This window comes from Kangsaoukella pontilimi (assembly GCF_009830125.1).
Taxonomy (GTDB): domain Bacteria; phylum Pseudomonadota; class Alphaproteobacteria; order Rhodobacterales; family Rhodobacteraceae; genus Kangsaoukella; species Kangsaoukella pontilimi.
In genome coordinates, this window is record NZ_WUPT01000001.1 from 493,052 (window position 1) to 515,902 (window position 22,851).

Annotated in this window: 26 protein-coding genes; 17 read left to right on the forward strand and 9 right to left on the reverse strand. The window is 62.3% G+C overall.

Translation table 11 applies throughout. The annotated features are described in order from the left end of the window. Nucleotides 1–7 precede the first annotated feature (7 nt). Complete coding sequence (locus tag GQ651_RS02550) at nucleotides 8–1,462, reverse strand: extracellular solute-binding protein (protein WP_160762643.1); 1,455 nt, start codon at nucleotides 1,460–1,462, stop codon at nucleotides 8–10. 105 nt (nucleotides 1,463–1,567) lie between these two features. Between GQ651_RS02550 and GQ651_RS02555 the strand changes: the two genes are divergently transcribed. The 4 genes from GQ651_RS02555 to GQ651_RS02570 all read left to right on the forward strand — a co-directional run bounded on the left by GQ651_RS02555 (nucleotide 1,568) and on the right by GQ651_RS02570 (nucleotide 5,569). Continuing rightward, complete coding sequence (locus tag GQ651_RS02555; protein ID WP_160762644.1) at nucleotides 1,568–3,448, forward strand: sensor histidine kinase; 1,881 nt, start codon at nucleotides 1,568–1,570, stop codon at nucleotides 3,446–3,448. After that, entirely contained in the window at nucleotides 3,445–3,912 is a 468-nt protein-coding gene (locus tag GQ651_RS02560) for a response regulator (protein WP_160762645.1), read from the forward strand. Before GQ651_RS02555 ends, GQ651_RS02560 begins: the two co-directional genes overlap by 4 nt. 44 nt (nucleotides 3,913–3,956) lie before the next feature. Continuing rightward, on the forward strand, nucleotides 3,957–4,661 hold the full coding sequence (locus tag GQ651_RS02565; protein WP_160762646.1) for a response regulator: 705 nt from the start codon (nucleotides 3,957–3,959) through the stop codon (nucleotides 4,659–4,661). Between the two features lie 338 nt (nucleotides 4,662–4,999). After that, entirely contained in the window at nucleotides 5,000–5,569 is a 570-nt protein-coding gene (locus tag GQ651_RS02570) for a hemerythrin domain-containing protein (RefSeq protein ID WP_160762647.1), read from the forward strand. A gap of 4 nt (nucleotides 5,570–5,573) precedes the next feature. Here the strand turns inward: GQ651_RS02570 and GQ651_RS02575 are convergent, their stop codons facing one another. Then, nucleotides 5,574–6,422, reverse strand: a complete 849-nt coding sequence (locus GQ651_RS02575) for a formate/nitrite transporter family protein (protein WP_160762648.1) — start codon at nucleotides 6,420–6,422, stop codon at nucleotides 5,574–5,576. Between the two features lie 220 nt (nucleotides 6,423–6,642). Further along, nucleotides 6,643–7,458 (reverse strand): response regulator, encoded by an 816-nt coding sequence (locus tag GQ651_RS02580; RefSeq protein WP_160762649.1) that lies wholly within the window; start codon nucleotides 7,456–7,458, stop codon nucleotides 6,643–6,645. A gap of 96 nt (nucleotides 7,459–7,554) precedes the next feature. On the opposite strand from GQ651_RS02580, the gene GQ651_RS02585 reads away from it, so the two are divergent. The 3 genes from GQ651_RS02585 to GQ651_RS02595 all read left to right on the forward strand — a co-directional run bounded on the left by GQ651_RS02585 (nucleotide 7,555) and on the right by GQ651_RS02595 (nucleotide 10,092). Continuing rightward, a complete protein-coding gene (locus GQ651_RS02585; protein ID WP_160762650.1) occupies nucleotides 7,555–7,722 on the forward strand; it encodes a NepR family anti-sigma factor in 168 nt (55 codons plus the stop codon). Then, entirely contained in the window at nucleotides 7,722–8,300 is a 579-nt protein-coding gene (locus tag GQ651_RS02590) for an RNA polymerase sigma factor (RefSeq protein WP_160762651.1), read from the forward strand. The genes GQ651_RS02585 and GQ651_RS02590 overlap by 1 nt, the downstream gene beginning before the upstream one ends. Before the next feature lie 82 nt (nucleotides 8,301–8,382). Next, nucleotides 8,383–10,092 carry a sensor histidine kinase gene (locus tag GQ651_RS02595; RefSeq protein ID WP_160762652.1) on the forward strand — a complete coding sequence of 570 codons (1,710 nt, stop codon included), beginning with the start codon at nucleotides 8,383–8,385 and terminating at the stop codon, nucleotides 10,090–10,092. Here GQ651_RS02595 and yddG read toward each other — a convergent pair. Further along, nucleotides 10,089–10,973 (reverse strand): aromatic amino acid exporter YddG, encoded by an 885-nt coding sequence (yddG, locus tag GQ651_RS02600; protein ID WP_160762653.1) that lies wholly within the window; start codon nucleotides 10,971–10,973, stop codon nucleotides 10,089–10,091. The two genes, GQ651_RS02595 and yddG, sit on opposite strands and share 4 nt — an antisense overlap. A gap of 152 nt (nucleotides 10,974–11,125) precedes the next feature. Here yddG and GQ651_RS02605 point away from each other — a divergent pair, with 152 nt between their 5' ends. Continuing rightward, the gene (locus GQ651_RS02605; RefSeq protein ID WP_160762654.1) at nucleotides 11,126–11,314 is read left to right on the forward strand and encodes a hypothetical protein; all 189 of its coding nucleotides are present in this window, start codon (nucleotides 11,126–11,128) and stop codon (nucleotides 11,312–11,314) included. Here the strand turns inward: GQ651_RS02605 and GQ651_RS02610 are convergent. Next, on the reverse strand, nucleotides 11,305–12,546 hold the full coding sequence (locus tag GQ651_RS02610; protein ID WP_160762655.1) for an FAD-binding domain-containing protein: 1,242 nt from the start codon (nucleotides 12,544–12,546) through the stop codon (nucleotides 11,305–11,307). The two genes, GQ651_RS02605 and GQ651_RS02610, sit on opposite strands and share 10 nt — an antisense overlap. A gap of 165 nt (nucleotides 12,547–12,711) precedes the next feature. Here GQ651_RS02610 and GQ651_RS02615 point away from each other — a divergent pair, with 165 nt between their 5' ends. The 6 genes from GQ651_RS02615 to GQ651_RS02640 all read left to right on the forward strand — a co-directional run bounded on the left by GQ651_RS02615 (nucleotide 12,712) and on the right by GQ651_RS02640 (nucleotide 16,579). After that, nucleotides 12,712–13,341: an ATP-dependent Clp protease proteolytic subunit gene (locus GQ651_RS02615; RefSeq protein WP_160762656.1), complete on the forward strand. Its 630-nt coding sequence runs from the start codon at nucleotides 12,712–12,714 to the stop codon at nucleotides 13,339–13,341. 177 nt (nucleotides 13,342–13,518) lie between these two features. Beyond that, complete coding sequence (gene clpX, locus GQ651_RS02620; RefSeq protein WP_160762657.1) at nucleotides 13,519–14,778, forward strand: ATP-dependent Clp protease ATP-binding subunit ClpX; 1,260 nt, start codon at nucleotides 13,519–13,521, stop codon at nucleotides 14,776–14,778. Between the two features lie 82 nt (nucleotides 14,779–14,860). Then, nucleotides 14,861–15,244 (forward strand): RidA family protein, encoded by a 384-nt coding sequence (locus GQ651_RS02625; protein ID WP_160762658.1) that lies wholly within the window; start codon nucleotides 14,861–14,863, stop codon nucleotides 15,242–15,244. A gap of 69 nt (nucleotides 15,245–15,313) precedes the next feature. After that, complete coding sequence (locus GQ651_RS02630; RefSeq protein ID WP_160762659.1) at nucleotides 15,314–15,697, forward strand: NADH:ubiquinone oxidoreductase subunit NDUFA12; 384 nt, start codon at nucleotides 15,314–15,316, stop codon at nucleotides 15,695–15,697. 4 nt (nucleotides 15,698–15,701) lie between these two features. Next, nucleotides 15,702–16,151, forward strand: a complete 450-nt coding sequence (mlaD, locus tag GQ651_RS02635) for an outer membrane lipid asymmetry maintenance protein MlaD (RefSeq protein WP_160762660.1) — start codon at nucleotides 15,702–15,704, stop codon at nucleotides 16,149–16,151. Continuing rightward, nucleotides 16,151–16,579, forward strand: coding sequence for a DUF2155 domain-containing protein (locus GQ651_RS02640; protein ID WP_406565442.1), 429 nt, complete (start codon nucleotides 16,151–16,153; stop codon nucleotides 16,577–16,579). Before mlaD ends, GQ651_RS02640 begins: the two co-directional genes overlap by 1 nt. Here the strand turns inward: GQ651_RS02640 and aat are convergent. Genes aat through accB form a run of 3 tightly spaced genes read right to left on the reverse strand, consistent with a single transcriptional unit; the run spans nucleotide 16,543 to nucleotide 19,104 of the window. After that, the gene (gene aat, locus GQ651_RS02645; protein ID WP_160762662.1) at nucleotides 16,543–17,190 is read right to left on the reverse strand and encodes a leucyl/phenylalanyl-tRNA--protein transferase; all 648 of its coding nucleotides are present in this window, start codon (nucleotides 17,188–17,190) and stop codon (nucleotides 16,543–16,545) included. The two genes, GQ651_RS02640 and aat, sit on opposite strands and share 37 nt — an antisense overlap. 56 nt (nucleotides 17,191–17,246) lie before the next feature. Further along, complete coding sequence (accC, locus tag GQ651_RS02650; RefSeq protein WP_160762663.1) at nucleotides 17,247–18,596, reverse strand: acetyl-CoA carboxylase biotin carboxylase subunit; 1,350 nt, start codon at nucleotides 18,594–18,596, stop codon at nucleotides 17,247–17,249. A 7-nt stretch (nucleotides 18,597–18,603) separates the two neighbouring features. Next, entirely contained in the window at nucleotides 18,604–19,104 is a 501-nt protein-coding gene (accB, locus tag GQ651_RS02655; RefSeq protein WP_160762664.1) for an acetyl-CoA carboxylase biotin carboxyl carrier protein, read from the reverse strand. Between the two features lie 186 nt (nucleotides 19,105–19,290). On the opposite strand from accB, the gene GQ651_RS02660 reads away from it, so the two are divergent. The 3 genes from GQ651_RS02660 to GQ651_RS02670 are packed head-to-tail and all read left to right on the forward strand — an operon-like array spanning nucleotide 19,291 to nucleotide 22,327. Beyond that, nucleotides 19,291–20,625 (forward strand): NAD(P)-dependent oxidoreductase, encoded by a 1,335-nt coding sequence (locus GQ651_RS02660; RefSeq protein ID WP_160762665.1) that lies wholly within the window; start codon nucleotides 19,291–19,293, stop codon nucleotides 20,623–20,625. Between the two features lie 14 nt (nucleotides 20,626–20,639). Then, nucleotides 20,640–21,941, forward strand: coding sequence for an NAD-dependent dihydropyrimidine dehydrogenase subunit PreA (preA, locus tag GQ651_RS02665; protein ID WP_160762666.1), 1,302 nt, complete (start codon nucleotides 20,640–20,642; stop codon nucleotides 21,939–21,941). Further along, nucleotides 21,938–22,327, forward strand: coding sequence for a HEAT repeat domain-containing protein (locus tag GQ651_RS02670; protein WP_160762667.1), 390 nt, complete (start codon nucleotides 21,938–21,940; stop codon nucleotides 22,325–22,327). The genes preA and GQ651_RS02670 overlap by 4 nt, the downstream gene beginning before the upstream one ends. 13 nt (nucleotides 22,328–22,340) lie before the next feature. On the opposite strand, the gene GQ651_RS02675 is transcribed toward GQ651_RS02670, so the two are convergent. Continuing rightward, nucleotides 22,341–22,847 carry a hypothetical protein gene (locus tag GQ651_RS02675; RefSeq protein WP_160762668.1) on the reverse strand — a complete coding sequence of 169 codons (507 nt, stop codon included), beginning with the start codon at nucleotides 22,845–22,847 and terminating at the stop codon, nucleotides 22,341–22,343. Between the last annotated feature and the right edge of the window lie 4 nt (nucleotides 22,848–22,851).

Consider the following 22,851-nt stretch of genomic DNA (forward strand, 5'->3'; position numbering starts at 1 on the left):
GATGGTTTCAGGCGACGAGGTCGCGAAGATTGGCCGCTACGCGGTCGGGAAATTTCCGGCGCAGGCTTAGCCAACGCTCGGCCTGCTTCGCCCGGTCGAGCCTGTCCGTGAGCAGTTCCCATTGCTGAGACACGCGCGTCAGGCCCTCGGCCGGAGGGACGACACCGTCGAGCACAAGGCGAAGCCACATGCCGAGGGTCGAGAAGAAAGCACCGCGATCGGCGATGTAGAGGTCGGGAATGGCATTGGCGAGCGACGCCCGGTGGGTTTCGAGAAATGCGTCGCCGTAAATCGCGCGGATGTCCGGGTCGCGGTAATGCTCGTCGCGAAACGGATCGAAGAACCCGTCGGCCTGTCTGACTGCATCCGTCGAAACCGAGGATGACACCGCGAAGAGGGCGAAGGCTTTGGCGACTGCCGGCATCTCCGTCCGGCTGACAACCGAATAGGACCATCCCCAGTTGAAGCAAGGCAACGCGGCTGGGGTGTTCGGACCGTCGCCACCGGGAATCACCGCGTGGGACAGGCGGCCGTGAAGCGGTTTGCCCGGCTGGTTCATGAGCTTCTGCGCGCCCCCCCAGCCGAACGTCATGTAGATCGGCAGAGTCTGGAAACTCTGCCAGTTTCCGCTGAGGCCACGGTGACTCGATGCATCGGGTGCGAGGAAGGGCGACAGCGCGAGCATGTCTTCGAGCGCTTCTACGCCCGCGTCACCCGCGATCTGCGGGCGAAATTCGGGAGAGAAGGGCCAGACCCCTTTCGCGAGAAAGCGCAGCCAGAATTCCCATTCCACATAACCGGGGGCCCTTGGGAGAAGTGCCCCGAAGGCATCCCCCGGCGAAGACGATACATATGCGACCTGCCGGTCGAATTCGCCCCAGCTTTCAGGTGCCGCAAAGCGCGCGCCATACGCATCCTCATAGCCATCCGCGATCGCCCGATCCTCGAGAATGTTTCGGTTGAGGAAGACCAGATACGTGTCCCCATCCGTCTGATATCCATAATGTTTTCCGTCGAAGCTGTCCCCTTCGCTATAGATCGCGGCGGCAGACGGGGGAACGCGGCCAGGCAGTTCGATATCGTCCATCGGGACGAGGGCACCGGCAGCCACGAGGTCGGGAATGTCATAGGTCGCTGGAAGTGCGAAGTCGTACCGATGCACCTCTTCGAGATGTGCGATCAGGACATTCGACGCCACATCGTGTACGCCGGCCGGATCGAGCTCGACATCGATACCGGTCAGGTCGGTGAATTGCCGTGCCACGGGAACGAGATTGGCCGCGCTGCCGGCGGGCAAGACGATCCGCAACGGTCTTCCAATGGCCTCCGGCGCGCCACGCACGAGATCAGCGATCGCGAAATGCGTCCCATCCCTCATTTCGGCAAAGGCCGGGGTGCAGAACGAGGCAAGGCCTGCCCCCAATAGCGTGCGGCGCGAAAGCGTAGTCGTCGGTTCCGGCATCTCAGGATTCTCCTAGCCCCTGGCGCCGCAACAAAACCGACAAGCTTTAACTCATGGTAAATCCGGACCGGTCCATTGTGTGAAATGCCTGGAACCGGGGGACAAATGCGGTCGATCTCGATCAGAACAAGCATCAGCCTGCTGCTGTTGCCGCTCGCTCTTGTGATGGGACTGCAATCGCTCGAGCGTGTCAGCCATCTGCACAATTCGGCGCGGGTGTTTCTCGATCTCGGGGCGCGCGTTGAAACGACGATCCAGGATATTCAGCGGTTGTCGAACGCCACGCGCCGCGTCGAATTGATCGAGCAGGATCTGTTGGCGGCCATGGACCTTGCGGAAATCGCAAGGATCCGGGCCGATATCGACGATGTCCTCGGCGAGATATCCTCGGTTTCTCGGACGTTGCGATCGTCGGACTCGACTGGAGCGGAGCTTGGCAATCGTCTTGCCGGTCTGCAGTTGGCACTCACCGAACAACTCGACGGTTATGAAACCGCCATAACCCTTGCCAGTCGCATGGCCGACTTGAAACGCGCCCTTGCAAGCGACGCGACGCGATTGCGCGGTCTGGTTCTTCCGTTCGAAGCCGACCTGCTGACCAGTCAGCGGGACGGCGTCGGCGCGGGTGACGATTTCGAGCGACGCTTCCGGTTCCGCATGCAAATGGCCGCGCTTCTTGACCGCATCGACGACCTCGGCACAGCCGAGACCGCGCCACACGCACTGGAAGTTCTGACAGACCTCGGTCAGATCCTGAACGGCAGCGTCCGCGCGTTGTCACGATTGCCAGGCACTGCTGCAAAGGGTCCCATCGCAGAAATCCTTGGCGACATCAGGGTGCGCGTGTCCGGGCCTGACGGGCTTTTTCAGATGACCGAGCGTATGATTTCTGTGCAGGCAGGCGCCAGAAAAAGCGAAGCGGAAGTGTCCGTCGCGATTGCCGCCGTGGGGTCTGTTCTCGCGCGCTATGGTGAAGCCAGCCAGACAGATATCGCCGAGGTCTACACGAAGGCGGCGTCCGACGCGCGGGGGCAGATCTTCGACGAGATCATCCTGAATGCCGGCATCGGTCTGGGCATCGTGCTGGCCGTGTGGCTGATCTTCACAAAGCGCATCAGCGGTCGGCTTGAGCGTCTGACCGATGAGGTTTTGCGTATCGCCAAGGGCGATCTTGCCCCCCTCAGAATCAAAGCGGGTAATGACGAACTGGGCCGGGTCACCGAAGCGCTGGAGGTCTTTCGGACGAACGCGCGCGAGCTGAGGCGATCAAACGAGGATTTGGCTCAATTCGCCTATGCCGCGTCGCATGATCTGCGCTCTCCCCTCCGGGCGATAAGCGACCTCGTCGAATGGACGATCGAGGACCACGCCGAGGGATTGCCTGAAGCGGCGCTTGAAAATCTCGACCTGATCCGCGGTCGGACCGACCGGCTGTCTCAGCTTCTCAGCGATCTGCTGGACTATGCCCGCGCCGGGGCGACCGGCTACAGTGCGACCTCTGTCGATCTCGAGACCATGTTGATCGACATTCGTGACATGTTGGGTGATGACCACGATGTGACCTTGCTGTTCGAAGGCGATCAACAGGTCTGGGTGCCAGAGACGCCGGTGCGCACCATTCTTCTGAACCTCGTCAGCAACGCAATAAAGCACCATGATCGCGACGCGAAAATGGTGCGTGTCACCTCGCGTTTGATGGACAACCGCCTCCTGCTCGAGGTCGAGGATGACGGGCCCGGCATACCGATCCAGTACCAGGACCAGATCTTCGAGTTGTTCAGCACGCTTCAAAGCCGCGACCGGGTCGAAGGCAGTGGGCTGGGGCTTGCCATGGTCGAGCGTCTGATCGGTCAGCTGGACGGGCAGATCGAACTTGTCTCAAACCCCGAGCAATCAAGGGGTTCGGTCTTCATCCTTCGTATACCGATTTCTCCTATGCCGGTTGATGAGAGTAGAACACCTTCAATCGGGGAAGCCGCAGCATGAGCAGACGTGGGGATCGTGTCACCTTCCTGATTGTCGATGATGACGATGTAGCGATCATGGGAATGAAACGCGCGATCCGCAAACTAGACCTCGCCAACCCGGTCGAAGTGGCGCGAAACGGCGTCGAGGCGCTTGAAAAACTGCGCGATGGTGGCGCTGACGGGATCGAGAAACCCTATGTGGTGACGCTTGATCTGAACATGCCACGGATGGGCGGTCTTCAGTTTCTGGAAGAGATCCGGAAGGATTCGTCTTTGCATGACGCGGTGATTTTCGTCGTCACCACAAGCGACGCGCCGACCGATATTGCTGCCGCATATGCGAAGAATATCGCGGGCTACATCGTCAAGGACAACGCTTACGAAACGCTGAAATCCGCGCTCGGCATGCTCAAGGCCTACATGATGGTCGTCCGCCTGCCGGGCTCGACACCGCCGAGACTCATGGAATTGAGAGTTGTTTGATTTTCTCAGGTGCAGCCGGATTTCGCCGGAAGAAAGGAGACAGAATGACGGACCAGATCGCCCAGAATAGTCAGGAAGTACGACCCAGCCCGCTCAGCACGGCGGCCATCCGCGCAGTCATTCTCGACGATAACGCTGTCGACCGTCGCCGCATCCAGCGACTCTGCCGCGAGGCCGATATCGAGATCTCCTTTACCGAGGTGTCGACCATCGCCGAATTCGCATCGAAGATCGACCAGGCCGTCTATGACCTGTTCTTTCTGGACTACCGGCTGGTTCAGGGGGATGGATTGATCGCACTCGAAATGCTGAAGCGCCATCCGAACCAGAAGCGTGCGGCGTCGATCATGGTGGCGGGGGAAGGCCAGATACAGGTTGCCATCGACGCCATGAAAGCGGGGTGCCGTGACTTCCTCATCAAGGACATGATGGGCCCCGACATGATGTCCCGTGCGGTCCTGGGCGCGCTCAGCCGATCTGCTGCTGCTCCCGAGGAACCCCAGGAGCCGTCGGCGCTTCAGGTGGCGCTGGCGCGCTTCGCCATCGGTTCTGGCGCCGAGATGCGCACGATCCTGTCGTCCATGTTGCGCCATACGCGTGGGCTCCGTCACAAGGCAGTGTCGCCCGACCCCATCCTGCCGGAAGACCTCGACCGGCTTGAGGCGAATTCCACGCGGCTCTGGGAGTTTCTCGAAGAATTTCAGTCCTACCTCGCCGGGTTCAATTCTGAAAAGCGCCGCCTGCACTGATCTTCATGCCGGAACTGGCAAAGTGCGGGCGCGCGTTCTCGTCTGCTGACCCTCGGCGCGGCTCGTCTTGGGTCGCTCCGCCCGGACCGACAGAGCGAACTGTCTGGAACGATCGAACATCGCTCTTGCGCAGGGGACCATCTTCACGTTCTCCGACGATAAAACGCCTGCTTGCTCCCGAACGGATCCGCTCTAACCTGCGCATGGCACTGCAGCGCCTGGCGTGAAGGTCTTCTCTGGCAGCCGGTCAGGTCATCTTTTCCGCACAAGAATGGTGCGTGGTGCGGGCGCCCGGAAAACGGTATCGCTCTGTTTCCGGCCGGAAGAAGGAAAGACCGATGACGGCAACCGATCTCGCCACCCGCGACGCGCTTCCAGATGCGCTGCGCGTTCTCCTCGAACAATATCCGCGCGACGCCTGGGAGGCGGATCCGAATTTCAGCGGCCTGATCCGTTTCTGGCTCGACCGTCATCTCATGTTCCGCCGGCTTCTCGGAAGCATGCAGGAGGATATGCGCAATCGACTCGATGACCGGCTGGACGCAAAAAACCATGCCGCGCGCCTGTCACGCTATGGTGGCATGTTCCTGAATGAGCTTCACGGTCATCACTCCATCGAAGACCATCACTATTTCCCGCAGCTCATCTCGCTGGATAACCGGTTGAGCCGCGGCTTCGACATCCTCGACCGCGATCATCACGCGATTGACGGCCACCTGAACGATTTTGCAACCGCCGCAAACGCTCTGATTCAGGCGACGGTTGCGGGGCAGGCGGACAAGGACGCGGCCGCAGCGATGGAGAAAGTGCTCGAGACGTCCGAACGCTTTCTCAACCGGCACCTCGAAGACGAAGAAGACCTTGTCGTGCCCATTCTGCTTAAATACGCCCCGGCGGGCCTCGTCTGACGGATCATTCCTCCGGGGGCAACTCGTCCACGACCTGACCATAAGCGATCATCGTGAAGATGGCGGTGCCGCCAACGATATTGCCCATCAGGGTGGGGAAAAAGAAGCCGCTCAGAGCCGCCGGCAGACCGATGTTTCCGCTGACCAGCATATACGCCATCTCGACCGAACCCGCGATGATGTGGGTGAAGTCGCCCGCGGCGATCAGCCAGGTGAAGGCAAGGATCACGAAGAAACGTGTTCCCGACGCCTGAGGCATCGACCAGACCAGCGCTGCGACCAAGATACCCGCGGGAATGCCCCGCATGAAGCTCTGCCATGCACCCATGCCGGTCGCATGTTCAGACAGCGAAAGAATTGCCGGTCGGAGATCTTCGGGAATGGCGGCGGTCGAATGCATTACCCACGCGGCCACGAAGGCTCCGACCACGTTGGCCGCCAGAACGATACTCCACAGGCGAAGCGTTGAGAGACCGCAGTCCCAGCAAGGCTTGTTCAGAAACGGGAAAACGGTGGTGATTGTGTTTTCCGTGAAAAGTTGCAACCGGCCCATGATGACCAGCAGGAAGCCGAAGCTGTAACCGATATTCTCGATCAAGTAGCGATGTGGTGCATCCGGCAGGTAGGTCCGGAAAACCGCCTCTCCGAGAACGGAAAAGCTCATCATCAGACCTGCGGCCACCCCGGACCAGACCAGAGACCGGTTGGACCGCGCCAACTCTTCCTCGCCTTCGCGTCGGATGATCTCGTAGATGAGAGCAGAGGGAAGGGCTGAAGCCTTGGACACCGATTCCTCGCGCTGCTGCGCGGTCATGTGGTCGCTTTCCTTGGGCTTGATGATCAGGTCGTCCATTCTTTGTTTCCCGTCTTGTCCGATGTCACACCCACGGCGCGAAAACAGTTTCCGCCAGGATTTCAGTTCCTTGCCGCTCGCCCCTCAACTCGAAGCGCGATACCGGGTTCCCAAATAGCGGCAAACCGCCGCAAGTCAGCGTGCGACCGCCCGCAGGAAAACAAAGTGTCGCAGGCATATTCGCGAATGCCTGCGACTTACCTGAAGAAGCAGCCTGCGTTCAGGCCTTTTTTAGTGTTTCGGTCGACGAGAAGAACATCGCCTGGCTGACGGCCGAGCGCACCTGATCCTCGGAATATGGTTTCGTGATCAGGAAGGCCGGTTCCGGGCGTTCGCCGGTCAGAAGACGCTCGGGGAAGGCGGTAATGAAGATCACCGGCATATCCGGATAGCGTTCGAGAATGTCGCGCGCCGCGTCCACACCCGACGAGTTGTCGGCCAGTTGGATGTCGGTCAGCACAAGATCGGGCTTTTGCTCGTTGACCATTGCTACCGCATCCGTCCGCGTGCGGGCGTTGCCCACCACTTCGTGACCCATCTCGGTAACGATGCTTTCTAGGTCCATCGCGATGATCGCCTCGTCTTCGATGATCAGAACGCGACCCGCTATAGAGTTCGACATCTCGCGATGAGCAGCGTTTAGAAGCTCGGTCACTTCGTCTTCGGACGACCCGATGACAAGAGCGATGCTGGAAACGGGCATGCGTTCGATCGAATGCATCAGCAGCACTTCGCGCGATCCGGTTGTCAGACCGGCAAGGTGCTTTTGCGCGCGGGCCTCAAGAGAAGACTCGGCGTCATCGAAGGTGCCGCCCGTCGTCGTCCAGATGCCATGGAAAACCCGGAATAAGGCGGCTTTCGGCGGAACGTCCGTCGCGAAGACCGACCGGTCGGCAAGGATCGCCTCGAGCGTTGCGGCCGCGTAGGTATCGCCAGTTTTCTGGCTTCCCGTCAGTGCCCGCGCATAGCGCCGCAGGAAAGGAAGTTCGGCGGCAATGGCCTCTGTTAAAGTTTGCTCTAGTTTAAAGTCCGACATATCAGAGTTTCGTCCCCATTGTTTGGAACCAAAGACAGACGAGCTGTGTTTTGTTCCGACGTCAGGCAAAAAATATCATGTGAGGAAAACCCGTCCATGGGCAACCCGCCAAAAAGTAAGCGTGATTATCAGGAAATCGACGAGAACCTTCGTCGGGTGTTTGACGAAGTCGTAAACGAGGGCGTGCCCGACCGGTTCGCCGACCTTCTTGGCAAGCTCAAGCGCGGCGAAACGCCGGTGAAATCCTCCGAAGGGGACGAGTAATGGTATCGGACAGCGCAAAAGCGCCCCAGAAGTCGCCCGAGGACGAGTTGATCGAGCATTTGCCCGCAATGCGCGCCTTTGCACTTTCGCTGACCCGCAATTCGGCGCAGGCCGATGACCTTGTTCAGGACACGGTGGTCAAGGCGTGGACGAATTTCGACAAGTTTCAGGTCGGGACCAACCTTCGCGCATGGCTTTTCACCATCCTGCGGAACACCTTCTATTCGAACCGCAGGAAGGCCAAGCGCGAGGTGCCCGACGTGGACGGTGTGTTCGCCGCGGGGCTGGCAGAAAAACCATCGCATGACGGCCGCCTTCAGATGAACGACTTCATGCGCGCTTTCGACAAACTGCCGGTCGAACAGCGAGAGGCGCTGCTTTTGGTGGGCGCGTCGGGCTTCAGCTACGAAGAGGCGGCAGAGACCTGCGGCGTCGCGATCGGAACGATCAAGAGCCGCGCAAACCGGGGCCGAAAGGCGCTGGCCGAGCTGTTGCATCTGCGGGATGACGAAGAGCTCGAGTTGACCGACCGGGCGACGATGGCCGTGCTCTCTGCAAGCGGATCGTCATCGGTGTGATCAGATGTTGCCAAGGCAGAGCATAACACGGGCAGGCCTGTCCTCACTGACAGCGCGACTACTCTTGCTTCTGACCCTGACGATGGCGCCGATTGGCGCCATCGCGGTATATCAGACATCCAGATTGTCGGACGCGCTTGCCGAGCGCGCGACGGAAGGTCTGCTCAGCGCGACCATCGATGCGGTAACCGATGAGATCGCAGCAGCCGAGGGCGTCATCGGCAGCGCCAGCGCGGTTTCCCTTTACGCACAGTACAGATGGAACGAAGGGACGGCCTGCCAGGACATGATCCAGTCCGTCATCGCGCGTCATACGGGCTATAGTTTTGTGGGTCTCCTCACGGAAGAGGGGCTGACCTGCACCGGTGCGGAGAACCTCAGTGCACTGGAGGCGCTTGACTGGCCACCGTCCGCCTTTGCCGTTCCGGACACCTTCCTGGTTTCCGAATCCGCAGGAGGTCCGTCGGGGCGGCAGACGATCATCGCTCAGCCCGTTTTCTCAGATTCCGGCTTCAACCATTATGTTTTGCTGCGCGCCACGTCGAGCCGCCTGTCCTTGGAAGGGCTTGCGACCAGCAGGCGGCCCGAAGGGATTGTGACCTTCACAGCAGACGGCGTCGTCCTAAGCTCCAGCATGGCCGACGACATGATCGCCAGCGAGCTTCCGGCAGCCCTCTCATTGAGCGAGCTTGCCTCCGCCGCCGGAACGGTGTTCGCCGATGCCAATGGCGCCGGCGAGCCGCGGCATTTCTCTATCGTGCCGATTCACGACGACCGCATCTTCGCGCTCGCGTCATGGACCGCGGCCGAGGCAAAGATGCCCGCCGCCGGATCGCGGCTGGCGCCATGGATCTTCCCGATTGCCATGTGGCTCGCAACGCTGGCGATCACCTATGTCGCGCTCAGCCGCCTGGTCGTGCGTCATGTGCGCCGTCTTGGCCTGAGGATGCGCCGCTTCGCGCAAAACCGGAATATCTCGGAGATCGGCGAGACGAGCCCCCTGGAGCCAAGCGAGTTCCGCGACATCAACGAGAGCTTCCTCGCGATGGCAGAGGTGATCATTCAAGACGAAGCAGAGCTTGAAAACGCGGTCCATGAAAAGACCCTGCTGGTGCGCGAAGTCCATCATCGCGTGAAGAACAATCTGCAGCTCATCGCCTCGATCATGAACATGCAGATCAGGAAAAGCCGGAACAGCGAAACCGGAGAGGTTCTTGGGCGCCTGCAGGAAAGAGTGCTCGGGCTGGCCGCCATTCACCGGCAGATGTACAGCGCAAAAACGCTGGAGCGGGTGCCCGCGGACAGTCTCGTCGAGGCCATTCTCGCCCAGACACTGCGTGTCGGTTCCGAAGAGGGCGTCGATGTCACGCGCAATATCCAGCCGCTCTCACTTGTCACCGATCAGGCCGTGCCGCTTGCGCTTCTGACGGCGGAGGCCACGACGAATGCGGTTCAGTATCTGGGAGAGGATCGAGAGGGGCGCGCCTTCATCGACATTTCGCTCAGCGAACGTGATGACGGCAATATCCGGCTGCGCGTCCGCAACAGCGTCTCTGCTGAGACGGACGTGTCGAGCGAAGGTCTTGTCGCTTTCCGCAAGCAGGGCTTGGGCGCGCAACTGATTGACGCCTTCACGCGCCAGCTTGGCGGCACGCTGAATGTCGAAAGCGAGGAGGGTACGTATTCTCTGAGTGTGACCTTCCCGCGCGCCTCCTTCGACAACGAAGAGGAAGAGGCGCAGAACAACGACCCGGTCACTCCAATCAGGGCAACGTCTGCGGGGCGGTCCTAGTGACGGTCTGACCGTCGCGCGACCCAGTTTGGCGCGGTCGAGACAAGCGCGCCCAACGTAATCGCCAGACATCCGAACGCCAGCGAAACCGAGGGGTCAGTACGCCCGGCAGCCAGCAGGATGAGGGTCGAGAGAAGGGGCGCAAGATAGCTGGCCGCGCCCAAAAGCGACATATCACCCCGCTTCATGCCGATGTCCCACAGAAAAAAAGCCAGCCCCACCGGCCCGATCCCAAGCGCGATGACTGCGGCCCAAGCCATGGGCGTGTCGGGCCAGGCCGTTGTTTCAAAAATGAAATGCGCGCCCCAGGCCAGTATGGATGTGACGAGGCAAAAGCCCGTCACGGCATCTGTCGGCACGGTAGCGACCGTGCGGGACAGGACCGAATACCCGGCCCAGACGAAGGCGGCGGCGAAGGCGATCAGGTAACCCGACAGATAGGCCGGATCAGGCAGGGACAGATTTGTGCCAAGCACGAGGCTCGCCGCACCCGCCAGTCCGAAGAGTGCTCCGGCCAGATGGTGGAGCCTCAGCCCTTCGCCGGTGACAAGCGCCGAGCCGAGGACGATGAGCAGAGGCCAGAGAAACGCGATCAGGCTCGCTTCGGCGGGCGGCGCGGCCTGCAATGCGGTGAAATAGAGAAAATGATAGCCGAACAGTCCGCCCACACCCAGGAGCCAGACTTTCGGAGCTTGCCGGAGAACCGAGATCGATCTGCCACGGGCCCGCATCAGCGCAAACCCAGCCAGGCCGCCCAGTCCGAAGGTCATCGCGGCAAGCTGGAACGGCGGTACCGCACCGCTCATATCGGTCAGAAGCGCAAGGAGCGCCCACATCAGGATGGCGCCGAAGCCCAAGGTGGTCGCACGTGCGCGCGTCATGCCTCTCCGTCCGCAGTCTTGGTCAAAAAGCACCCCCAGGTCGTGCCGTTACGTCATTTTCTTGTCCGTTGCCAATGTTTTGCCACTTTTAGCCGACAAGTTGATCCGGTGCCGTCTGGGGGCGGCGCTTTTCTGGGAACGGGAGAGTCCGAATGGACATGCTGCACCTCGTCCCGGCCGCTTTGTTGAGTACGATTGGTTTCTGGTTGCTGTGGCCGGTCATTGCCGATCCGATCGCACGACGTCGCCGCTCGGCGCGCGCCCGCGATCTGGGACAAACGGATTCGCTTGCCGAGAGCCTTTTCGAGGAATGGGGCGCGCCGAAACGCGGTCAGTCCTGAGCCGTGCCTCGCTTCGGCCGCGTCAGCCCGAGCGTGTCGAGTACGTCCGGTATCTTGGCCTTCACCTTGAAGAAGCCCGCCGTCGCATGGGGCCATATCGCCTGATCGTAAGGCCGTCGCATCTCGGCAATATTCACACCTGAGGACCCAAGCCGTTCCAACGGCGCCACCAGCAGATCGCGCGCCGGTCCTTGCGGCATATGCGGTATGATCACCTGTTCAAGTCCGTGTCGCCCGGCCCAGTCAGACAGCCTTACGCCGACGTCGCCCGGGTCGGACACTATCTCATATGGCCCGAGCTTTTCGGCATAGCGTGTGACGCTGTCTTCGATGAGGGCGCCGGTGAACTCACGCACCCCGTCCGAGACCTGAAGGGGCGAGCGACCGGCAGAACCGTTAACGATCAGTGTTGCCGCGATGTCGTGCCCCGCAAGAAGCCAACCGGGGCTGAGCTCGTCCTCGGTCAGTAAGAGTCCCGTGCGCCGTCCGGGCAATGCAGGGCTGGTCTCGCGCAGCGTCTGAAGTGGCGGATGGTCCGGTCCGCGAAGCGGATCGGGTGAGGGGGCCAGACCTTCGGGGCGGAACCGCCCGTCAGTGTATTTCGCGATATTGGCGGGCCGCGCGACGTAATGTTTCCCGCGCGTATGGAGCCCTGCAACCCATCGCCAGCTCAGGGTGTTGGACGCCGGGTCGCCGTCCAGCAGGTGCCTGAGGAAGAAATCCGCGCCAAGTTGCCAGGGTAGTTCCAGCGTGAAGCACCAGATCGAGGCGAACCACATCCGAGCGTGGTTGTGCAGGTATCCCGTCTCGACCAGTTCATGCGCCCAGTGGTCGAACGCGTCGATGCCGGTCTCGCCCCGGCAGGCGGCCTCCCATGACTGGCGCAGTCCCGCCTCGGTCTGCACGCGGTTCCAGGCGCCTGCCACATCGCGGCGGTAGTCTTCCCAGACCTGAGGACGCCGCTCGAGCCAGCCCTTGAAATAGCCCCGCCAGACGACCTCCTGCACGAATTTCTCGGCGCTCGACAAAGACCAGCGCGACAGGACCGAGGCGAGTACTTCTTCCTCTGTCAGAACCCGGTGCCGCAGGTAGGGTGAGAGTTGCGAGACATGGGGATTCCCTGGCAGGTCGTGGTTCCGAAGCTGCGCATAGTCGCGCCCCGCATGAGGCAGGAAGCGCGACAGCCGCTCAAGCGCGGCGGTCCGGGTCGGGGGAAAGTCCAGCTGTGTCATCGACAGCCGAGCTAGCCTGACGCGGTGGCGCTTCAAGCGGCGTTAAGCATGTGGCACTTGCAACCGGTCTTTTCACGGCCCATCTCTTGGCATTCCCGAGGCGCACCACTAAGACTCTGGCAACATCCATTCGGTACAAACCGACCGACTTCAAGGCAGGCACACATGCACGATCCGATCGAGACCTACATGAACCTCGTACCGATGGTGGTCGAACAGACCAGCCGGGGCGAGCGGGCCTACGATATCTTCTCGCGGCTTCTGAAAGAGCGGATCATCTTCGTGAACGGTCCGGTCCATGACGGCATGAGCCAGCTCATCGTCGCGCAGCTTCTGCACCTCGAGGCGGAAAACCCGTCCAAGGAAATCTCGATGTATATCAACAGCCCCGGCGGTGTCGTAACCGCAGGCCTGTCGATCTACGACACGATGCAATACATCCGGCCCAAGGTCGCCACTCTGGTGGTCGGGCAGGCCGCTTCCATGGGCTCGCTCCTGCTTGCTGCAGGCGACAAGGGAATGCGCCTCAGCCTGCCGAATTCGTCGATCATGGTGCACCAGCCTTCGGGCGGTTTTCAGGGGCAGGCGACGGATATCATGATCCACGCCCGCCATGTCGAGCGTCTGAAGGCCCGCCTGAATGAGATTTACGTCCGCCACACCGGCCAGACGCTCGAGGCCGTCGAGGACGCGCTGGAGCGCGACAATTTCATGACGCCGGAAGAGGCCAAGGAATGGGGCCTCATCGACGAGATCGTCGAGAACCGGGCGCGGCCCGAAGCGGACGCGGATTAACCCGTTGTCGATCTCCGGCCACGCCCGGACTTGTGATCGGCTTCGACATTATTTTGGCGTTGTACCCGTGTGGGTGAGCGCCTAGGCTCGTCCGAAAGCCGGGCGGCGGTAAGGTGAAAGGCCCCGAAAGCGGTTTTTCGGGCGCGGAAATGGCGGAAACGCCAAGAGGTTAAGGCGATGGCGAACAATTCTGGCGACAGCAAGAATACTCTCTACTGCTCGTTCTGCGGCAAAAGCCAGCACGAGGTTCGCAAACTTATCGCGGGCCCGACGGTCTTTATCTGCGACGAATGCGTCGAACTCTGCATGGATATCATCCGCGAAGAGACCAAGAGCGCCGGCCTGAAAGCCTCGGACGGTGTGCCGACGCCGCAGGAAATCTGTGACGTGCTGGACGATTACGTCATCGGTCAGGCTCATGCCAAGCGGGTGCTGTCGGTGGCCGTCCACAACCACTACAAGCGTCTGAACCATGCCGGGAAATCCGACATCGAGCTAGCCAAGTCGAACATCCTGCTGATCGGCCCCACCGGCTGCGGCAAGACGCTTCTTGCCCAGACGCTGGCGCGCATCCTCGACGTGCCCTTCACGATGGCCGACGCCACGACCCTGACCGAGGCGGGCTATGTGGGCGAGGACGTTGAGAACATCATCCTGAAGCTGCTTCAGGCCAGCGAATACAACGTCGAGCGCGCGCAGCGCGGCATCGTCTACATCGACGAGGTCGACAAGATCACGCGCAAGTCCGACAATCCCTCGATCACCCGCGACGTGTCGGGCGAGGGGGTGCAGCAGGCGCTTCTGAAGATCATGGAAGGGACCGTGGCAAGCGTGCCCCCGCAGGGCGGCCGCAAGCATCCGCAGCAGGAATTCCTGCAGGTGGACACGACCAACATTCTCTTCATCTGTGGCGGCGCCTTTGCCGGTCTCGACAAGATCATCGAGCAGCGCGGCAAGGGGTCGGCCATGGGCTTTGGCGCGGACGTGAAATCGCCCGGCGAAAAGTCCATCGGTGAATATTTCAAGGAACTCGAGCCCGAGGATCTTCTGAAATTCGGTCTGATCCCGGAATTCGTCGGCCGTCTGCCCGTCATCGCGACGCTGGAAGACCTGGACGAGGCCGCGCTGATGACCATTCTGACCGAGCCGAAGAATGCCCTGGTCAAGCAGTACCAGCGCCTCTTCGAGCTTGAGGATACCGAGCTGAACTTCACCGACGATGCGCTGAAGGCCATCGCCAAGAAGGCGATCGAGCGGAAGACCGGCGCGCGTGGCCTGCGCTCGATCATGGAAGACATCCTTCTGGACACGATGTTCGACCTGCCGGGCATGGACAGCGTGACCGAGGTGGTGGTCAACGAAGAGGCGGTCAATTCGGACGCCAAGCCGCTGATGATCCACGCCGACGCCAAGAAAGAGCCGGCCAGCGCAAGCTGACCTTAGAAGCGTACCGGGAGTATGCGCGGGCGTTCGGGACACCGGACGCCCGTTTTTCGTGATTGGAGAGGCCAAAAAAAGAATGACAAGACGAATTTCGACGGGATCACCTTTCGAGGACCAGATCGGCTATTCCCGCGCGGTGGTGGCCGATGGCTGGGTCTTCGTCGCGGGGACGACCGGCTACGACTACGCCACGATGACCATGCCAGAGAGCATCGAGGAGCAGTGCCGGAACACGCTCGACACCATCGCGCGGGCGCTGGAAGAGGCGGGCGCGAGCCTCGATGACGTGGTCCGTGTGCGCTACATCGTGCCGGACCCGGCCGAGTGGCCGCGCTGCTGGCCCATCACCTCGGCGGCCTTTGCCAATGCGCGTCCCGCCGCCACGATGATCGCCGCCGCGCTTCAGGAACCAGCCATGAAGATCGAAATCGAAGTGACCGCGCGGTGTCCTGCCGGGTGAGCCCCGCTTTGACTGGATCTCCTCCGGGGCTTCGGGCATAGAGAACGAAAGACAACCGAGGGAGCCGAAATGGGTCTTGGTCAGACGCTTCTCCGGGCCGTGACATGGTGGAACGGCCAGACATGGGGCACGCAGCTTTTCACCTGGCGCAAGGGCCAGAAGGTGGGCGAGGACAACGCCGGCAACGTCTTTTACCAGACGGATGGCGGCAAACGCCGCTGGGTCATCTATAACGGCGAGGCCGAGGCGAGCCGGGTCAGCCCGGAATGGCACGGCTGGCTGCACCACACCTGGGACAAGCCGCCGACCGAGGCACCTCTGAAGCGCAAGCCCTGGGAAAAGCCGCATCTGGAAAACCTGACCGGTACGCCCGCCGCCTATGCGCCCGCGGGATCGATCCGGCGGCCCGACCCGGTCGACCGGAGCGATTACGAGGCGTGGACGCCGGAGTAACCCCATGTCGGAAAACGTCACAGAGGTTCTGACCGGCGGCGTCGTTCTTGCCGTCGCGACCGGGTTTCTGGCCTACAGCTCCCAGTTCGGCGGCTTTGGGGCCGGCGGATCGGGCGATTCCTCCTACACCGCGTCCTTCCGCTCGGCCGAGGGGATCGGCATCGGCACCGACGTGCGCCTTGCAGGCGTCAAGGTCGGCTCTGTCCTGTCGCTCGATCTGGACCCGGCGACCTTCCGCGCCGACACCCGCTTCACCGTCGATGACGAGGTGCTTCTGCCCGAAGACACAGCGGTCGTGATTTCCTCCGAAGGTCTTCTCGGCGGTAGTTTCGTCGAGCTTCTGCCCGGCGGCTCGGCCTTCAACCTGGAGCCGGGAAGCGAGATCGAGGATACGCAAAGCTCGGTCTCCATCGTGCAGCTTCTTCTGCGCTTCGTCTCGGGCGACGACGGCTGATGCGCATGGCGGCTCTTCTGCTGATCGCCCTGCTGTCTGCGCCCGCGATTGCGCAGGACGCCGTGATCACGTCGCCCGTCGACGGCAGCACGGTGACCGTAGCGCCCGACGTGGAACAGGGGAGCATCCGTGCGGCATCCGGTGCCGGCGCGCTTCTCAAGGGGCTGGACAAGGTGTCCGGGGAAGTCACGGATATCGAGCTGCGCGTGGGCGAAACCGCAACGCTGGGCCGCATCGAGGTGACCTTGGCGGACTGCCGCTATCCCGAGGACAACCCGACGGGTGAGGCCTATGCCTGGCTCGATATCGCGGACGGTCTTCGCGGCGGTACGATTTTCGGCGGATGGATGGTGGCGTCCAGCCCTGCGCTGAACGCGCTGGACCATGCGCGCTACGACGTCTGGGTCATTCGCTGCACCACGGCCTGACGGTCGGTCTCGAGGGGCAGGGCGTGGATGTCCGCGCCTTCGGTGATGGCCCGGCGCAGACGCTCCATATACTCTTCTTTCGGGATTTCCTCGGCCCCGAGCGAGCGCAGGTGTTCGGTGATGAACTGCGTATCGAACAGGGTGAAGCCGGTGCGCCGAAGATGGTCGATTGCCCATGTCAGGGCTATTTTCGAGCCGTCGCGCTGCCGCGAGAACATGCTTTCGCCGAAGAACGCGCCGCCAAGGGCAAGACCGTACATTCCCCCGATCAGCGCCCCGTCACTGGTCCTGACGGAGAACGCATGTGCGATCCCCCGATCATGCAGCGCCAGCATCAGGTCGCGGATCGTGTCGTTGATCCATGTCTCGGGCCGGTCCGCGCAGGCGTTAAGGACGGCGGCGAAATCTTCATTCAGATGAACGCTGTAATCGGGCTTCTTCAAGCGTTTCGCCAGCGAGCGCGACACCCGGAACCAGTCCATCGGGATGATGCCGCGCCGGCGCGGCTCGACCCAGTAGACCGCCGGATCGTCGCGGCTGTCCGCCATCGGGAACACGCCCGAGGCATAGGCCCCGAGCAGCAGTTCAGGCGTCAGGCTACGGCCGCTCATGCGTCACTCGTCTCAGGTCGTCCGGGCGCAGTATAGGGCCGAAGCCGGACGCGATGCTACGTGTCGAGTGTCTTGTCCAGGAATTTTTCCAGCCAGTGGATGTTGTACTGGCCTGTCTGGACCGCCTCTTCCTGCAGGAGCATGTGGAAAAGCGGCACTGTGGTGTCGATCCCGTCCACGATCAGCTCGCTCAGCGCCCGTGAAAGACGGGCCAGCGCCTCGGGCCGGTCGCGGCCGTGGACGATCAGCTTGCCGATCAGCGAGTCGTAATAGGGCGGAATGCGGTAACCGTCATAAATCGCGGAATCCATCCGAACGCCCAGACCGCCCGGCGCATGATACTGCGAAATCCGGCCCGGCGAGGGCGAGAAGTTCGGCAGTTTCTCGGCGTTGATGCGGATCTCGATGGCGTGGCCGTTGATCTTCAGGTCTTCCTGCCGGACCGAAAGGGGCAGGCCGGAGGCCACGCGGATTTGCTCGCGCACGAGGTCGATGCCGAAAATGGCCTCGGTGACGGGGTGCTCCACCTGAAGGCGGGTGTTCATCTCGATGAAGTAGAACTCGCCGTCCTCATAGAGGAATTCGATGGTGCCCGCGCCGCTGTAGCCCAGATTGGCCACGGCATCGGCGCAGATCTTGCCGATACGTGCGCGCTCTTCGGGGGTGATGACGGGGCCGGGGGCCTCTTCGAAGACCTTCTGGTGACGGCGCTGGAGCGAACAGTCCCGCTCGCCCAGATGCACCGCGTTACCCTTGCCGTCGCCAAAGACCTGGATCTCGATATGGCGCGGCTTGGTGAGGTACTTTTCGATATAGACCTCGTCATTGCCGAAAGCGGCCTTGGCCTCGGAACGTGCGGTCTTGAACGCGGTTTCCATCTCGGCCGCCGAGCGGGCCAGCTTCATGCCGCGCCCGCCGCCGCCCGCCGTTGCCTTGACGATGACGGGATAGCCGAATTCCTCGCCGATGGCCTTGGCCGTGGCCAGATCGGGCACGCCGCCGTCCGAGCCGGGGACGACCGGAATGCCAAGCGACTTGGCGGTTTCCTTGGCCGTGATCTTGTCGCCCATGATTCGGATATGTTCGGCCGAGGGGCCGATGAAGGTGATCTGGTGATCTTCGACGATCTGCACGAAGGCCGCGTTTTCCGACAGGAAGCCATAGCCCGGATGGATCGCTTGCGCGCCCGTGATCTCACAGGCCGAGATGATCGCGGGCATCGACAGATAGCTCTGAGTTCCCGGCGGCGGGCCGATGCAGACGGATTCGTCGGCCATGCGGACATGCATCGCGTCGGCATCCGCCGTCGAATGCACGGCCACCGATTTGATGCCCATCTCGCGACAGGCGCGGATCACGCGGAGGGCGATTTCGCCTCGGTTGGCGATCAGGATCTTGTCGAACATGCCCGCCTCACTCGACGATCATCAGGGGCGCGCCGAACTCCACCGGAGCGCCATCCTCGATCAGGATGCGCTTGACAGTCCCTCCCTTGGGAGCCGGGATCTGGTTCATGGTCTTCATGGCTTCGACGATCAGAAGCGTCTGCCCCTCGCTGACCTTGTCGCCCACTTTCACGAAGTCGTCGGCGCCGGGTTCCGGCGCAAGATACGCTGTGCCGACCATGGGCGAAGTTACTGCGCCCGGATGCGACGCGGGATCCTCGGGCGCGCTCTCGGCCTTCGGGGCCGGTGCGGCGGGGGCGGCCGGTGCTGCCGGCGCGGCGGGTGCCGCCGGCGCGACCGGAACCGAGACCTGCGCCTGCACCGAAGACATCCGGCTGACACGGACGTTCAGGCTGCTCTCATCGGCGTAGTCGCGCTTGACCTGCAGTTCGCTCAGGTCGTTTTCCCGAAGCAGCTCGGCCAGTGCGCGGATGAACTCTACATCTGCGTCATGGGTCTTGTTCGCCATTCCTATCCCTCTCGGCTCGCCCGGACGTTGGCTCGTCCGCGTTGATTGCCGCATGGTTATACTCAGACCCTGCGTCAAGGGAAAGCGCCTGAATTTACGGCGTTTCACTTCTGCTGAAAATTTACCAGTTGATAAAATTTTGGACTGTGGCAGTCTGATTCCCAAGCGAGAGACAGGGAGCCCTCAATGTCGAACTCACCGCAGACCCCGGGGATCGCCCCGGCCAGACTGGACGCAGAAGAGGTGGCGCGGAACTTCAGCGATCTGCATCCGGCCTATGACGATCACGAGGCCATGGTGGCCGCGGACCGCTGCTATTTCTGCTACGATGCGCCCTGCATCACGGCATGTCCCACCTCGATCGACATCCCGCTTTTCATCCGTCAGATCCAGGCCGGCCACCCGGAAGGCGCGGCCAAGACGATCTTCGACCAGAACATTCTGGGCGGCATGTGCGCACGGGTCTGTCCCACCGAGACACTCTGCGAAGAGGCCTGCGTGCGCGAAGCCGCCGAGGGCAAACCGGTCGAGATCGGCCGTCTTCAGCGCTATGCCACCGACGCCCTGATGGCACGGGGCCAACACCCCTATGAGCGGGGCGAAGCAACCGGAAAACGCGTGGCCGTGGTGGGGGCAGGGCCAGCAGGACTTGCCTGTGCGCACCGGCTGGCGATGAAGGGCCATGACGTCGTGATTTTCGACGCACGGCCCAAGCCCGGCGGTCTGAACGAATTCGGGATCGCCACCTACAAAACGGTCGGCGGGTTCGCCCAGGCCGAGGTGGACTGGCTGCTGAAAATCGGCGGAATCACCGTCGAGACGGGCAAGGCGCTTGGGTCCGATCTAAGCCTGGATGCGCTGATGGATGAATACGACGCGGTGTTCCTCGGGATCGGTCTTCAGGGCGTCAACGCGCTCCGGGCCGAAGGCGAGGACAAAGGCGGCGTCGCTGATGCGGTCGATTTCATTGCCGAGTTGCGCCAGACGAGCGACCTCTCCTCCCTCCCGGTCGGGCGCAACGTGGTGGTCATCGGCGGCGGTATGACCGCCGTCGATGCCGCCGTGCAATCCAAGCTTCTGGGCGCCGAAAACGTCACCATCGCCTATCGCCGTGGCCGCGACCGCATGTCGGCAAGCCGGTTCGAACAGGACCTTGCCGCGTCCAAGGGCGTCCGGCTGATCTTCAACGCCCAGCCGAAAACGGTTCATGGCAACGGATCGGCCGCGGAGATCGAATTCGAATACACGCGCGACGGCGCGAACGGGTTGGAACCCACTGGCGAAACCTTCCGCATTGCCGCCGATCAGGTCTTCAAGGCCATCGGTCAGACGCTGGACGGCGCGCCGAACGGGCTGACGCTTGACGGCAACAAGATCGCCGTGACTGGCGCGGGGCGCACCACCCGCGACAAGGTCTGGGCGGGCGGCGACTGTGCATCCGGCGGCGACGACCTGACCGTGACGGCAGTGGCCGAAGGACGCGACGCGGCGGAAGACATTCACACGGCCCTGATGGGCTGACGGAGGACATCGAGATGGCAGACCTTTCCACGAATTTCGTCGGCATCAAGAGCCCGAACCCCTTCTGGCTGGCCTCCGCGCCGCCGACCGACAAGGAATACAATGTCCGCCGTGCCTTCGAGGCAGGGTGGGGCGGGGTCGTCTGGAAGACGCTCGGTCTGGACCCGCACATCGTGAACGTCAACGGGCCGCGCTATGGCGTTGTCTACGGTGCCGACAGGCGTGTGCTTGGCATCAACAATATCGAGCTGATCACCGACCGCCCGCTGGAGACAAACCTGGAAGAAATCAAGCGGGTCAAGGCCGACTATCCGGACCGCGCCGTGATCGTTTCGCTCATGGTGCCTTGCGAGGAATGGGCGTGGAAGGAAATCCTGCCCAAGGTCGAGGATACCGGCTGCGACGGGATCGAGCTGAACTTCGGCTGCCCCCACGGGATGAGCGAGCGCGGCATGGGGGCCGCTGTGGGCCAGGTGCCGGAATACATCCAGATGGTGACCGAGTGGTGCAAGGCGAACACTCACCTGCCGGTCCTCGTGAAGCTGACCCCCAATATCACCGACATCCGTTACCCCGCGCGGGCCGCTCACGCGGGTGGCGCGGATGGGGTCAGCCTGATCAACACGATCTCGTCGATCACCAGCGTCAATCTCGACACGATGAGCCCCGAGCCCTCGATCGACGGGAAGGGCAGCCATGGCGGCTATTGCGGCCCTGCGGTCAAGCCCATCGCGCTGAACATGGTGGCCGAGATTGCCCGCGACCCCGAGACCGCCGGTCTGCCGATCAGCGGTATCGGCGGCGTGACCACGTGGCGCGATGCGGCGGAATTCCTGTCGCTCGGCGCGGGGTCGGTTCAGGTCTGCACGGCGGCGATGGTCTATGGGTTCGGCATCATCAAGGAACTGACGGCGGGCCTGTCCGACTGGATGGACGAGAAGGGGTATACGTCCATTGATCAGGTCACGGGCCGCGCGGTTCCGAATGTCACCGACTGGCAGTACCTGAACCTGAACTACGTGACGAAGGCGCGGATCGACCAGGACGCCTGCATCAAATGCGGTCGTTGCTACGCCGCCTGCGAGGATACCTCGCATCAGGCCATCGCGATGAAACCGGGCCGGGTCTTCGAGGTGATCGACGAGGAATGCGTCGCATGCAACCTCTGCGTCGATGTCTGCCCGGTCGAGGATTGCATCACGATGGAGCGTCTGGCCCCGGGTGAGGTCGATGCGCGGACGGGCAAGGTGGTCGAGGCGGACTACGCCAACTGGACCACGCATCCGAATAACCCCTCGGCCAAAGCGGCGGAATGAGCGAGCGGGTGCGCGCCACACTGCGCGCGCTCGACAAGCCGACCTGGGCAGAGATCGAACCCGTTCAGGAAGAGGTTTATGCTCTCGGGGACCGCATCTTTCCCGACGCGCTCGACATCTATTCCGAACTTCGCGGATGGAGAGCGCGGGCGGCGCTTGTCTTTGCGGCCATGTCCTTTGCCAAGTCCCATCCCGATGCCGTGACACTTGCCGTGGCCGCCTTGCAGGACAAGAGCGCCCATGTCCGGGCGCATGCCTGCATGCTGCTATCGCTGTCCGGCCGAAAGGACGTTCTGCCCGCGCTCGAGGCATTGCTGTCGCACAAGTCGGAAATGACGCGTTCTGACGCGGCGCGTGCCATCGAGGATATCCGCGCCGCGCATTAGGCTGCCTGGCGGTTCAGCTTCGCACGTCGACCGAGGTGCCGGGTGCTGCAGGTTCGGAGAGGCGCCGCGATTCCGCAAATCCCGCCTCGGCACGCGCAGCCTCAGGCGCCTGCGCCTCGTCGGTACCGCCGCCTGCCGTTTCAGATGACTCGGTTGCGGCGCTGTCTTCCGACGCCTCCGCCGCTTCGCCCGAGACGATTTCGCTCAGAAGATCAGGCGGTTCCAGTGCCGTCCTTGCCTGCTGTTCAAGAAGGGTCTCCTTGAAGGCGGGCGGTGGGCCCGCAGGGAGATCTCTTGCCTTTTGCCGACCCTCGTTCGTCTCGCCCTCGCGCAGTTTCGGCGGCAGGGTGGACTGTTTGACGGCATCGACCGCGCGCAGGGTCTCTGCGCGCAGGTTGGCCGGTCCCGCCTCGCCGGTCGTGGCGGCGGCTGGAGGTTGCTGCGTCTGGCTGGGTGCCGACGCGGCTTCGGCGCCGACAGGTTTGACGGGCGCCGTTGGTACGGAAACTGGCGATAACATGGCC